This window comes from Pseudoalteromonas sp. NZS127 (genome assembly GCF_015864805.1).
GTDB classification, from domain to species: domain Bacteria; phylum Pseudomonadota; class Gammaproteobacteria; order Enterobacterales; family Alteromonadaceae; genus Pseudoalteromonas; species Pseudoalteromonas nigrifaciens.
In genome coordinates this window covers 83,193-95,895 of the sequence record NZ_JADYWN010000003.1, presented here as the reverse complement: position 1 = coordinate 95,895, position 12,703 = coordinate 83,193, and the positions used below count along the sequence as shown (strand labels likewise).

Sequence of the window (12,703 nt, the reverse complement as noted above, 5' to 3'; positions counted from 1 at the left end):
TGGCTGACTATTCTTCAATTCCGAAAGCACTCGCACCTAAATCGGCGCTGCTTACGATATTTCTAAATCCGGTAAATAACTCTCGGCCTGTGCCAAAGGTTAAGCTTGGTAGGCTTAATTGCAGTTCACGTTTAGCAAGCTCTTCATCGCTAACATGTACTTTTAATATGCCGTTTGGCGCATCTAAAGTAACTAAATCACCTTCATGAATTTTAGCAATTATGCCGCCTTCAACTGCCTCTGGCGCTAAGTGAATCGCCGCAGGTACTTTACCCGATGCGCCCGACATACGACCGTCAGTTACAATAGCCACTTTAAAGCCTTGATCTTGTAGCGTTGCCATTACAGGCGTTAATTTATGTAGCTCTGGCATACCTTTAGCTTTAGGGCCTTGCTCTTTTAGCACTGCAATAAAGTCTTGGTTTAGTTCGCCGCGGCTATAAGCATCTTGTAATTCACCTTGCGAGCTAAATACTTTAGCTGGGGCGGTAACTACTTGGTGTTCAATTGCTACTGCCGATACTTTAATAACCGCTTTGCCTAAGTTACCTGTAAGCAGTTGTAAACCACCTTGCTTACTAAACGGATTACTCACTGGGCGAAGTACATCTTCATCGTGTGAGTTATCAGGGCAAGCTACCCATTTAATTTTGCTTGGGCCGGTTGCATCACTCATTATTAAGCTATTGTCTTTATCAAGACGAGGCTCGGTCATGTAAGGTGCTAAGCCATCGCCTAGCATAGTTTTAACGTCGGTATGTAAGTAGCCTGCGCTGGCAAGTTCGCGCATTAAAAAGCCCATACCGCCTGCTGCTTGAAAATGATTTACATCAGCAGAACCATTAGGGTAAATACGCGTTAATAGTGGAACCTCAGCTGATAAATCAGACATATCTTTCCACGTTATTTGAATACCTGCCGCTTTGGCAATAGCCACAATGTGAATGGCGTGGTTTGTAGAGCCACCAGTAGATAGCAAACCAACCAAACCATTTACTATGGTTTTTTCGCTGATCACATCTGCTAAACACGGGCTGTCTTTATCGTCGGTTAATTGCTTAAGCATGGTTTCTACCGCATTACCGGTTAAGCCATCGCGAAGCTCTGTGTATGGGTTAATAAACGAGCTACCCGGAAGGTGTAAGCCCATTATTTCCATTAACATTTGATTAGAGTTAGCAGTACCGTAAAAAGTACAGGTACCAGCACTGTGGTAAGACGCGCTTTCGGCTTCTAGCAAGTCTTCGCGGCTTACTAAACCTTGCGCAAACTTTTGACGAATACGGGCTTTTTCTTTATTTGGAATGCCTGACTGCATTGGTCCTGCCGGTAAAAAGAACACCGGTAAATGGCCAAACGACAGTGCACCAATTAATAATCCTGGGACTATTTTGTCGCATACGCCTAAACAAAAAACGCCATCAAACACATCGTGCGATAACGATATTGCCGTAGACATAGCAATTACATCGCGTGAAAAAAGTGACAATTCCATGCCATCACGCCCTTGCGTAACGCCATCACACATTGCTGGTACGCCGCCTGCCACTTGGGCTGTAGCGTCGTATTTAGTAGCAATGCTTTTAATTAAATCTGGGTAATCTTTATAAGGCACATGTGCCGAAAGCATATCGTTATATGAATTGATAATTGCAAGGTTTGGTTGCTCATCGGCTTTTAAACGCGCTTTATCATCGGTGCTACACGCAGCCATAACGTGGGCAATATTACCGCAACCTAATCCAGCACGAACTCTTGTTTGTTTTTTTGCGTGCGAAATGCGATCTAAATAAGCTTGGCGGGTTGCTTTACTGCGCGTAATGATACGTTCGGTGACTTCTTGAATTCGTGGATGCAACATAATTAAACTCAGCTCTATTCGTTAGAGGATAAAGGCTCAGTGGCAATTAAAGACTCCACGTAATTAATTGCACTGAGCATCTTTGGCTTACCCGTTCAAAGGTACCTTATCAGAGGGCCTCTCACAACCACCCTGACACCGGTGTCACTGTATTAACGCACGACCATGACACCGGTGTCAACCCTGTCTAATAAAAATAGTCACTTTTTTTAACATAGCCAACTATTTTTTATAAATAGTCATTTAATAATGTTGTACGGCATCTTTATATTTAACAACAGCCAACAAAAAGCCCGAATATGCTTTGTGCACATTCGGGCTACTGTAAATATTTTTTTAAATTGAGTTTATTTAACCTGCGCCGTCGACTCGCGAGTAATTAAACGCGCCTCTAAGGTTACCTGATACGCAACCTCTTGTGGCTGAATAATATGAGCAATAAGCTGAGTAACCGCTTGTTTGGTCATTTCTTCAACTGGCTGCGCTATGGTAGTTAGCCCAGGCCAAATGTGGCGTGCTATAGGAGCGTTATCAAAGCCAGCAATTGAAATATCATCGGGCACACGTAAGCTACGTTGAGTTGCTAATTTAAGTGCGGCGGCTGCCATGTAATCGTTTGAGGCAAATACTGCGGTTGGCCGTGGCGATAAATCTAAAATACTACGGGCACTGTCTACCCCTGAATGATAACTAAAGTTACCCTCTTCTACTAAACGCTCTTCAAATTCAATACCATGGCTTGCTAACGCACGTCGGTAGCCTTTAAAACGCTGCTCAGTGGCACTGTGATCGGGATGACCTTTAATAAAAGCAATTGATTTATGACCCAGTGTAATTAAATGCTCGGTTATTTCAAATGCTCCTTGTTCGTCATTGCTACGCACCGAAATAGAATCATCTTCAAGTACTGCAGAGGCAACGCGCGCATAAGGTATTTGTTTCGATTTTAAAAAATCAACTAGTTCAGCAAAGTCCGAAAAAGGCGGCGTTAATACAATGCCATCTAAGCGTGATGACTGCAGTAACTGATCAATATTATTAATTAGTGCTTCGCCGCGCAGCTCACAAGGATGAATTAATAAATTGTAATTGTTTTCTTGGCAGGCAGCTAATGCGCCTGTTTGCACGCGGGTAATATAACTTTTACTTGGATTATCGTAAATACAACCAATAATAAAACTGCGATTTTGAGCAAGACCACGGGCAATAGGATTAGGCGTATAATCAAGCTCTTTAAATACTTTAAGTACCTTTTCGCGGGTAGCTGCACTTACATTTGGCTCGTTATTTAACACCCGAGAGACTGTTTTTTTAGAAACCCCCGCATAACTCGCTACACTATTTATGGTGACTTTTTTCATCTATTTACTTCCAAATACCAGCAGCATTATTATTCCTGCTTACTATTATGCAAACACGCCGCAGCGCCAATCAAAGGTATATTATCTTGGGTTACTAGCGTAACAGGAACTTGCCCGTTATATTGCGACATAATACCTTTTTGTGAAAAACGTTCAACAAAACGACTCTCTAACAAGCGCGATTGCATGCGTGGCAATATACCACCGCCAATAAATAAACCGCCCAACGCACCATAAGCTAATGCTAAATCGCCTGCGGCACTACCAAGCCAGTCACAAAACTGGTTTAGAGTTGCATCACACACTTCACACTCGCCGGTATTGGCTAAATTACTAATTTGCGCGGCATCCAAATGCTTAGCAGTAATACCATTAACCGCCGCCATCGCTTTATATAAATGGGCAATACCCGGGCCTGAAAAAACAGTTTCTAAAGACACATGCGGATGGTCTTTGCGTAATTCTATAAGTAACTTTGCATCTAAATCAGTAACGGCAGCCAGAGAAATATGCCCGCCTTCAGAGCTAAGCACCGCACTAGACTGCGCTGTTCTAACTAGGCAAGCTGCACCAAATCCGGTGCCTGGCCCCATAACAGCAATGTTAGAGTTTTCGTCGGCTTGGCCTGCTTTAATAACCACATTTTGCTTACTATCTAAATAAGGGGCAGCGTAGGCAAATGCAGCAAAGTCGTTAATAATTTCAAGCTGCGAAAAAGAAAAAGCCTGTTTAAACTCACTAACGCTAAAATGCCAACCTAAATTAGTAAGGTGCACCTGCCCTGCTTTTATAGGGCCTGCCACCGCCAAACACGCGCGCGCAGGTTTAATATGAGGCACAGTTGACAAATAATGGTGTGTGGCATTTTGTAACGAGCCAAAGTCGGCGCTAGGAAAGGTATGATTATATTCTATAACAAATTCGTTTTTTACTGCATCGAAGGCAGTAATTAGTGCAAAACGCGCATTGGTACCACCAATGTCGGCAACTAAAATAGGATCAAATTGGGCAGAAGAGTGTAAGCTCATAGTGTTATCTCTTTTGTATAATACTAACCTTATTAAAAACACGAACATTTTAGCTAAAAAAATTACTCACTGCGTTAAAAACAATTCATATAAAGCAACTTATATAATTACTTTCGCCTTGTGATTAAATCATTTTTTGGCGCTATTTTTTTGCGCTTATAATAGTCCACTCTTTAATACAATTAGTATAAGCGATTCATGCTTATTATTTTACAACGGGTAACCCATTGTTCTTTTTTATTACTTTAGGCTATCACCCCAAAGCAGCTATCACAGTAAAAAATGCTGCCTATAAAAATATAGGCAGCCAATACGTTTTGACAACAAAATGATAAAACGCCCACATTATGACACCGGTGTCATGGGTAGATCAACTAAAAAAGTGCTTTATTGATAAATTAGCTTGAAATAAATCATTAATAAACGAGAATGGCTGCATTATTCTCTTTGTTATTAAGTAGTGCTCATGAAAGGTAAAGCAACGTCATTTGATATAGCCCATTATGCTGGGGTGTCGCAATCAACTGTATCTCGTGCTTTACGTAACAGCCCCTTGGTAAACGAAGAAACCCGTAAGCGCGTTTTCGATATAGCTAAAAAGCTAAACTATAAAGTAGACAAAAACGCCAGTAATTTACGCACCCAACAAAGTAGCACCTTAGCGCTATTATTGTTTGAAGATCCAACCTCTGATGAATCGCAAATTAACCCGTTTTTTTTAGCCATGCTAGGCAGTATTACCCGCGCTTGTGCTAAAGAAGGTTACGATTTACTGGTGTCGTTTCAATCGGCCAGTGCCGATTGGCAAGCCGACTACGAAGATAGCCACCGCGCCGATGGGATTATTTTACTCGGTTATGGTGATTACTTAGATTACCAGCCTAAATTTAACACCCTACTTGAGCAAAACACCAAGTTTGTTTGTTGGGGGGCAACGGTCGACAATCGCCCCGACCTGACTGTGTGCTGCGACAATTATGGTGGCGGAAAACTAGCTGCAGCGCATTTAATTGCACGCAACAGAACCGACTGCGCGTTTATAGGCGACGCATCGGATCATAGCCCTGAGTTTTTTGCCCGATTTCAAGGTTTTAAAGATGAACTAAGTGCCAATAACGTAACTTTAAACGAACGTAAAACAGCAAATGCAATATCGACTGAAGAGTCGGGGTATCATGCCACTCGCTCACTAATAGCCAATAACATAAAATTTAATGCACTCTTTGCAGCCAGCGATTTAATTGCCATTGGTGCAATACGCGCACTCAAAGAAGCCGGTATTAGCGTACCGAAAGATGTTGCCGTAATAGGTTTCGATAACATCGCCATTGCCAGCTATACCAACCCACCTTTAACCACAGTAGAGCAAAACACCACAGTAGCCGGACAAATGCTGGTAGAAAACCTATTAAAACTAATTCGAGGCGAAGCAGTACAAAGCACCCTACTCCCTCCTGTATTAATTGCCCGAGGCTCAAGTTAACAGCCTGCATTACCTTGCTTTTAAATAACTCCCTACTATATAAAGTGGTTATAGGACAAAAACGGCTTAAAATTCAAAGTAACTTATTTTATTATTTGCGGCCTATTGTCCTTCACCTTTTACATCCAACCCAAAGGTTCACCCCAATTTAACAGCCTATTTACGCACAAGTTTCGTATTAGTTTTTCTTATCTGAAGTAAGCGTTTTTAGCGTGATTTCTCACTCGTTATTTTACTATTTTATCTATACAATCACGCCTTTATTATATGTGTAAATTTCAAGTGACTATCTCATGCTATTAACTATTGTTTATATTATTGGTATTACAGCAGAAGCCATGACCGGAGCGCTAAGCGCTGGCCGAATGAAAATGGACTGGTTTGGCGTTAGCTTGGTAGCCAGTGCCACCGCCATAGGTGGTGGTAGCGTTCGAGATATTTTACTTGGTAATTACCCGCTTACGTGGGTACAAAATCCAGAGTATTTATTAATTACCTGTATGGCCGGCATTATCACCACTTGGTTGGCTAAATGGGTAGTTAAGTTTAAAGGCATATTTATGCGCTTAGATGCCCTTGGCCTAGCTGCTTTTAGTATTATTGGCTGCCAAGTTGGGCTAAATATGGGTTTGCACTATGGCATTTGCGTAGTTGCAGCCATAGTTACTGGCGTATTTGGTGGCTTGTTACGTGATTTAATATGTCGTCAAGCGCCATTGGTATTACACCACGAGCTGTATGCCAGCGTTTCACTTATTGTGGCGTGTTTATACCTAGCACTGCATCACTATAATATTGATGACAATATAAGCATTATCGTTAGCTTAGTTACAGGGTACTTAATACGTATGGCATCGGTACGCTTTAAATGGCGCTTACCTGTGTTTAGTTTATTAGAACCCGCTAAGTAACTAATATTGCATGTTGTTATGTGAAAGCTAACTTAATAATGGCACCACTATAAAGTAAGGTGATTAGCAGCCCAATTGCTAAAGTAACTTTAGCTTTCATTGTTTGCTTTGGCTTTTGCGTAAATACAAAAACAGTCCTATACAGCGTACTAGGCACTATAAGCAACATGCTAAGTAACGCAGGAAATACCCCCATAATAAAACCAAACCCGAATCCTGAATTTTCTACTTGGGAATATAAAGCTACAAACCCAAACCAAGCTATAGCTATTAAAAAGAAAACGGCTCCGAGTGAAATATAAAAAAGTGCCATTATTAAAAATCCCTTTTCAAATAACGAGCCTGTAAATAAACTCGTTTTTATTTATTTTTATTAATAAACAAACCATAGCCGAGTTCCTATTTTGGTTCAATTTATTACTGTATTTTATGCAGAATATAAAGTGAGAGCTTGGTATTGTTTTAATTGGTTTTTTTAAATGAATATGAATCGTATTTAGGTGTTGTAAAACGAATACGCCCAACGATGAATTAACTTACCTAACGGCATTAGAAAGTAAGGGGGTTACCACTGTTAAAATTTGCGATGGGAAGTGGGCTTTAGTGCATACTGTCCACCTCAGGGCGTGTTGTTAGCCTGTTTCTCAAAATACTCTTTAAAAGATAGTATTTCTTTATCACAATATTTCATCGAGAGCTCAAATAGTTTTTTTGATACATGACTTGAGTCATTTCCCATTGTATTTTCGATAACACTAGGAAGAAGAACTAATGACTTTGCATCCCAATCTTCTGGATCTTTAATACTTCTATTTGGAATTTTGTCATCGAGACAATTTAATAAATTAAGATTTACGTCGATCCCTTCTTTCAATTCATCACATACAACAGAGAATGAAATCAAAGAAAAAAGTAAAAAGATAAATAATTTCATAGAACCCTCGATTCAGGCTAACGAGACTGTAGAATAACTCCAACAGCCAAAATCAATTAAAAAACGAGCTCCTGCAATTAATTCTAAGCGTTTTTAGAGCATTAGGTAATGCATTTGGAACCCATAAAACAGGCTGTTTTTCTTAAAAAAGAGTAATTCTACAGCCTCAACGCCTTGCTAAGAGGAGAATAATGGTTGGATATAATCGCGAAGCGATGGCCAACTGTTATTTTTCCTTTTAAGTAACTTGTTAGCTTTTATATTGCGGTATAAGACTTGCCTTCTAGCAAACCATTAGATGATAAAGTTAAACTAAAACGTTTAAACAAACCAAAAAACACATTGTAAGGCATATCAATTTCAACTTCATTTAGAGCCAGATCATCACCTTCAGTTTTCATTTTTTCTTGGATATTGTCATAACCCCCAACATTTGAATGTAAAAACCTAACAGTAAGAGTATTTTCTCTAACGTTATGTACAGACGAATAAACTTGAATTCCAAGTACAAAGCTATCCTCTGGAATGTTGTGGTGCTCTCTTAGATAATCGGTTGCATTTTGATTGTCGTCTCGGTCTGCCTGAACAGCCCCATCAAGATCTTTATATTGAACACCTGCTTCGAAAATTGTCATAAATAATACCTTTTAATATATGTGATGATTGATAATGAAAGAAAGCTAACGAGGCTGTAGAATAACTCCAACAGCCAAAATCAATTAAAAAACGAGCTCCTATAATTAATTCTAAGCGTTTTTAGAGCATTAGCTAATGCATTTGGAACCCATAAAACAGGCTGTTTTTCTTAAAAAAGAGTAATTCTACAGCCTCAACGCCGCGTTAAGCGGACTAAAATTATGAGTTATAATGTGTAGCTAAGCGAAACCTAACCCTCTTTTTTAGTTACGTTTTAAACACCTTGTCATGTACGATTTTTCAATTTTGTTATGAACTCATCTATACCAGTGCCTGTCGGTAACTGAATATATGGAGACGTCTGGTAAGCTTTCTCTGTAATTCCAAGAGTAAACTCAATTTTGCCAAATAATGTCCAAGCCCGTTTAAGTAATTCTTCTAGCGTTTCAGTAGTTACTTCTGGCTTTACAGCTCTGATTCCTTGAATCGCTTTTAAGTCATTATGCGCAAGAAGCTTGTTTCGATAAGCCTTTAAGTTTGATGACGTAAAGAGTATTTTTAATTCTTCAAAGTCTGCTTCTAATTCAGGTTTACTATCGCTGTTAGTTAATGAGATTAGATATAGAAAAGACAAGTTTTTATCTTTATTACCTTTAGGATCAAATAGCTTTGCTATTTCTAAATAGAGCACATCAACTAAACACTTTTGATAATTACCAAAAACGAATGAGTGAAAGTTATTTAGCGTATTTACCGAGTCAGAGCTATCGAATAACTCACTATAAACGGTAAAGTTTAGTGATATATCTGATAATCTATTCTTAAATAATGCGAAAACTTCCAAGGTATCTCCTAGTACATAACGAGGCTGTAGAATAACTCCAACAGCCAAAATCAATTTAAAAACGAGCTCCTATAATTAATTCTAAGCGTTTTTAGAGCATTAGGTAATGCATTTGGAACCCATAAAACAGGCTGTTTTTCTTAAAAAAGAGTAATTCTACAGCCTCAACGCCGCATTAAGCGGACAAAAATAGTGGGTTATAATGTGTAGCGAAGCGAAACGTAACCCACTGTTTTAGTTCCGTTTAAATGCCTTGTTACAAGTACCTTAGTCAGCAATCGTATTAAGGTTTTATCTATATAAACCAGTCAAACCATCAAGCATCATAAATTGTGATTTTTTTCCTTGCTTTATATCGCCCTCATGGTTGAATCGATTTGTACTATTAACAAGAATACAATGTTCCTTTGCACGAGTTATTCCTACAAAATGCAAATTCAAATCTTGTTCCCAACTAGAAAAAACTTCATCGTAACAACCTCTTATGAATTCACGTTTGGGCATTATCCAGTCGTAAAGATCTAGATGAAAAACAATATCAAACTCTAGTCCCTTAGATTTATGTAGTGTCATGATTTGGACTTCATTTTTATTTTCAGGCATATATTGCTTCAAAATGTTTTTATCCGCTAGCACGCGATCTAAAGCATTCACTTCAATCTCCATAACTTTTTCATCCAAAATTTTGTGCGTTAACTCTAAGATTGCATTTTTTATAGTTGAACTGTCGCGACCAGAAATTGATTTAATCGAAGCCCTCAAATCTTTCAAACTTGATGGTGAAAAAGAAGAATACTGTTCGACCACCTCAACAACATCATTAATTAATACCTTATGATCCAAATAATAAGCCAACAGGCTGCTCATTAATTTAGTTTTTGAAGTATTTATAAGACTCAGTGGATTTTCGCCAAATATCCTATTTGGAACGCCTAGTTTAGTTTCAAGGAGGGAAAGACTATTATTATTCCGCACTAAAATAGCTATATTTGAAAGTGATTGTACGATTTTATCAGCAAGCAACTTATTGATACTTTCAGTCAAAAACTCTGCTACATCATGTTGTGTGCCATTTAATACCCATTGATAAACTCGTATATCGCTTGTGGGCAATAGCAAACAATTACTGTCAAAAATACGATTTGCATAGTTAACAATTGAAGGATGGCAACGATGATTAACATTTACTATATGATGCTCAAACACTTCAGGTTTTGTAATTAGAGCTTGAATATACTGAGGATCACTTCCTCGCCATGCATAAATAGACTGATTTACATCCCCTACGGCTACTGCCTTCAATCCAAGATCTAATATGCTAAGAAACAACTCATGTTGTGGTTGAGATGAATCTTGATATTCGTCAATATACAGTGACGTATACTTAGAACTTATATAATTTCTACAAGCTAAAGAGTTAGTAACTATTCGTACCGCAAGAATGCCAATTGACTCTAGAAGAATAATTCCATTATCGTATAACAATCTAAATTTATCTTCATAGGTCATATAGTCATCAGTGTTAAATTCATTTCCAATTTCATCTAACGGTGGCAAGCCTATTTTTTGGTTTTCATTCAGATCGTTATATGATTTACACTCAACGGTATAATCTGACTTTCCATATAATCTAGGTATAAATGGGAATATTAACTCAGACAAACAGAAGTGGTCTATTGTCCCAAAGAAACTTGATTTTGTTTCTAATCCGCCTCGCTTACATCGTTGCTTTAACTCTTTACTGGCTTTAACAGTAAAAGTGATACCTATAACGCCTTTATACCCTTGCAAGTCAACCACTTCTCGTCTTATTTTTTCAACGATAACGGATGTTTTACCACTTCCAGGGCAGGCAGTAATAACCATATTAGATTTTGATTCTATCGCTGCATTTTGATCTGGCGTAAACTCAAAACCTATCATTTTATTTCACTCCTTCAGCGATTCTTTTTGCATGAATTAATGGTTGAATTAATAAGCCTGTACTAATATTTTTCAACTGATTTTTATGAAGAACCAAAAACTCTCGCATTCGAATTGCTTTCTGTGCTTGCAGATAGCTTATTGCTACTGATATATCAGTTGTATTTGCATATCCTAATAATTCGTGAGGTAATTCCAAAGCTATATCATGTTCAAGATCTACTTGTGAAAGGTATAATCCTAGAGGATTTATTATATTAGAAACATTTGCCCAAACTCCATTTTGAACGAGGCTCTGCGGTGTCGTTTGAATTGTATAATGAGGATATGGCGCTAACCCCTTAATGTTTAAACATCGATTAATTCCGGCTAGGTTTTTAAGGTCTTTATATGGAACTTTAGATACATCATTATCTGTTCGCATAACCCAAGGTATTTCAAGAGCATCTAGTATTTTTCCGTAAACATCAAATTGAACCCCGTCAACACAGAGAATAGAGATATTAAAATAATCTAAATCAATGCCTGATGAATATGCAAGCTCTTGATAAAATAGTTGCTCAGAGGGACCTTCAACCAGAAAAACGCAATGTGAAAAAAACGCTTCCGCAGGTAAAATGCTCATTCTGTAGCCTAGATTATCCCAAGCAGTACTAATACAGTCAGAACATCCATTATTTGCGGCATAGCTATTACCAGATTTACTTGTAATACGTACAATTGAATTGGGTTTATATCTAGCAGCTATTTGAGGAGAGTGACTAGTAATGATCGTTTGCCCTGGCAGCTCCTTTATCAAGTAATCAGCCAACTTTCTCTGTTGATGTGGATGAAGATGCGCTTCGGGCTCCTCTACACAATAGAAAGTCACTTCGTGAACAGGATCAAATTCTCTTTCACTTTTTGCTTTCCACAATGCTAATAGAATTTGATTATCTCGCCCATCCCCACCGAGCATTAACTTCGCTCCAGCGCTAGAAGCACCAAGCTCTAAATTATCAATAAATTGATGTACTTTGATTGCCCCTGAATCTAGATGTACTGAATAGTCATCATAGGAATGTGAAAGTTTTTTCAATTCATCATTCACTAAAGATGTTGACTCTTTTACATAATTTAGACGTCTGACTCTTTCGTTAATAACATTAAGCCCCCTTGATATTTTACTCAGTTGTAAATCATCGTTTGAGGACTCTATGGTGTCACGGCTTTCTTTAGATAAATTAAGTAATTGCTTCTTCTCAATATCTATGAATTTTTTCAAATCACGACGTGATTTCACATACCTTAAATTAATATATTTTAGGTAATAGCGACTAGGAATTTCTTCAAGGTTTGCTTCGTCGCTACCGATATATATTTTATAATCAAAACTATCGTCCGCTACGAATTTAAAAATGGAACAACCATCATCACTCACATGACCTTTTAATGAAGATAGAGCTGCATCTTCATTAATGTCTTTAAAAAAGATCGTAATTGAATATTGCTTGGACTGGCTTCCATCTTCAAATATATGAAAATCAGTGGATTGTGGTTCAATATCTCTTTCTGAAAGAGATTTGTCGAGTAATACCCTAATGGCATAGATTAGGTTAGTTTTTCCGATATCATTTGAACCTGTAACCAGAGTACTCTCGTTAAAACGAATCGTTGCTTGAGCAAAATTCCGGAACCCGATAACTTCAACTTTTTCAATTATCACTTAAACATCCTTTTAGT

Annotated in this window: 11 protein-coding genes; 2 read left to right on the top strand and 9 right to left on the bottom strand. The window is 38.2% G+C overall.

The window, feature by feature from the left end; all coding sequences use genetic code 11:
* Window positions 1-7 precede the first annotated feature (7 nt).
* From edd to glk, 3 genes are all read right to left on the bottom strand, one after another.
* Window positions 8-1,861: a phosphogluconate dehydratase gene (edd, locus tag I6E78_RS04000; protein WP_193038526.1), complete on the bottom strand. Its 1,854-nt coding sequence runs from the start codon at window positions 1,859-1,861 to the stop codon at window positions 8-10.
* A gap of 347 nt (window positions 1,862-2,208) precedes the next feature.
* A complete protein-coding gene (locus tag I6E78_RS03995) occupies window positions 2,209-3,222 on the bottom strand; it encodes a LacI family DNA-binding transcriptional regulator (protein ID WP_058373282.1) in 1,014 nt (337 codons plus the stop codon).
* A 29-nt stretch (window positions 3,223-3,251) separates the two neighbouring features.
* Entirely contained in the window at window positions 3,252-4,250 is a 999-nt protein-coding gene (gene glk / locus I6E78_RS03990; RefSeq protein ID WP_197181995.1) for a glucokinase, read from the bottom strand.
* A 466-nt stretch (window positions 4,251-4,716) separates the two neighbouring features.
* Here glk and I6E78_RS03985 point away from each other — a divergent pair, with 466 nt between their 5' ends.
* Together I6E78_RS03985 and I6E78_RS03980 are read left to right on the top strand one after the other, a co-directional pair.
* Window positions 4,717-5,733, top strand: a complete 1,017-nt coding sequence (locus tag I6E78_RS03985) for a LacI family DNA-binding transcriptional regulator (RefSeq protein WP_197181994.1) — start codon at window positions 4,717-4,719, stop codon at window positions 5,731-5,733.
* 293 nt (window positions 5,734-6,026) lie between these two features.
* Window positions 6,027-6,644 (top strand): trimeric intracellular cation channel family protein, encoded by a 618-nt coding sequence (locus tag I6E78_RS03980; RefSeq protein WP_197181993.1) that lies wholly within the window; start codon window positions 6,027-6,029, stop codon window positions 6,642-6,644.
* Between the two features lie 16 nt (window positions 6,645-6,660).
* Here the strand turns inward: I6E78_RS03980 and I6E78_RS03975 are convergent, their stop codons facing one another.
* The 6 genes from I6E78_RS03975 to I6E78_RS03950 all read right to left on the bottom strand — a co-directional run bounded on the left by I6E78_RS03975 (window position 6,661) and on the right by I6E78_RS03950 (window position 12,686).
* Window positions 6,661-6,957: a hypothetical protein gene (locus I6E78_RS03975; protein ID WP_197181992.1), complete on the bottom strand. Its 297-nt coding sequence runs from the start codon at window positions 6,955-6,957 to the stop codon at window positions 6,661-6,663.
* Window positions 6,958-7,263: 306 nt separating this feature from the next.
* Entirely contained in the window at window positions 7,264-7,578 is a 315-nt protein-coding gene (locus tag I6E78_RS03970) for a hypothetical protein (protein ID WP_197181991.1), read from the bottom strand.
* A 257-nt stretch (window positions 7,579-7,835) separates the two neighbouring features.
* The gene (locus I6E78_RS03965; protein WP_197181990.1) at window positions 7,836-8,213 is read right to left on the bottom strand and encodes a hypothetical protein; all 378 of its coding nucleotides are present in this window, start codon (window positions 8,211-8,213) and stop codon (window positions 7,836-7,838) included.
* Between the two features lie 287 nt (window positions 8,214-8,500).
* A complete protein-coding gene (locus tag I6E78_RS03960) occupies window positions 8,501-9,058 on the bottom strand; it encodes an AbiU2 domain-containing protein (RefSeq protein WP_197181989.1) in 558 nt (185 codons plus the stop codon).
* Window positions 9,059-9,349: 291 nt separating this feature from the next.
* The gene (locus I6E78_RS03955; protein ID WP_197181988.1) at window positions 9,350-10,981 is read right to left on the bottom strand and encodes a UvrD-helicase domain-containing protein; all 1,632 of its coding nucleotides are present in this window, start codon (window positions 10,979-10,981) and stop codon (window positions 9,350-9,352) included.
* Between the two features lies 1 nt (window position 10,982).
* Window positions 10,983-12,686 (bottom strand): ATP-dependent nuclease, encoded by a 1,704-nt coding sequence (locus I6E78_RS03950; protein ID WP_197181987.1) that lies wholly within the window; start codon window positions 12,684-12,686, stop codon window positions 10,983-10,985.
* Window positions 12,687-12,703 lie beyond the last annotated feature (17 nt).

Bases quoted from the DNA above. Each gene is read 5' to 3' on its own strand.
- edd (WP_193038526.1), bottom strand. From the start codon at position 1,861: ATGTTGCATCCACGAATTCAAGAAGTCACCGAACGTATCATTACGCGC.
- I6E78_RS03995 (WP_058373282.1), bottom strand. From the start codon at position 3,222: ATGAAAAAAGTCACCATAAATAGTGTAGCGAGTTATGCGGGGGTTTCT.
- glk (WP_197181995.1), bottom strand. From the start codon at position 4,250: ATGAGCTTACACTCTTCTGCCCAATTTGATCCTATTTTAGTTGCCGAC.
- I6E78_RS03985 (WP_197181994.1), top strand. From the start codon at position 4,717: ATGAAAGGTAAAGCAACGTCATTTGATATAGCCCATTATGCTGGGGTG.
- I6E78_RS03980 (WP_197181993.1), top strand. From the start codon at position 6,027: ATGCTATTAACTATTGTTTATATTATTGGTATTACAGCAGAAGCCATG.
- I6E78_RS03975 (WP_197181992.1), bottom strand. From the start codon at position 6,957: ATGGCACTTTTTTATATTTCACTCGGAGCCGTTTTCTTTTTAATAGCT.
- I6E78_RS03970 (WP_197181991.1), bottom strand. From the start codon at position 7,578: ATGAAATTATTTATCTTTTTACTTTTTTCTTTGATTTCATTCTCTGTT.
- I6E78_RS03965 (WP_197181990.1), bottom strand. From the start codon at position 8,213: ATGACAATTTTCGAAGCAGGTGTTCAATATAAAGATCTTGATGGGGCT.
- I6E78_RS03955 (WP_197181988.1), bottom strand. From the start codon at position 10,981: ATGATAGGTTTTGAGTTTACGCCAGATCAAAATGCAGCGATAGAATCA.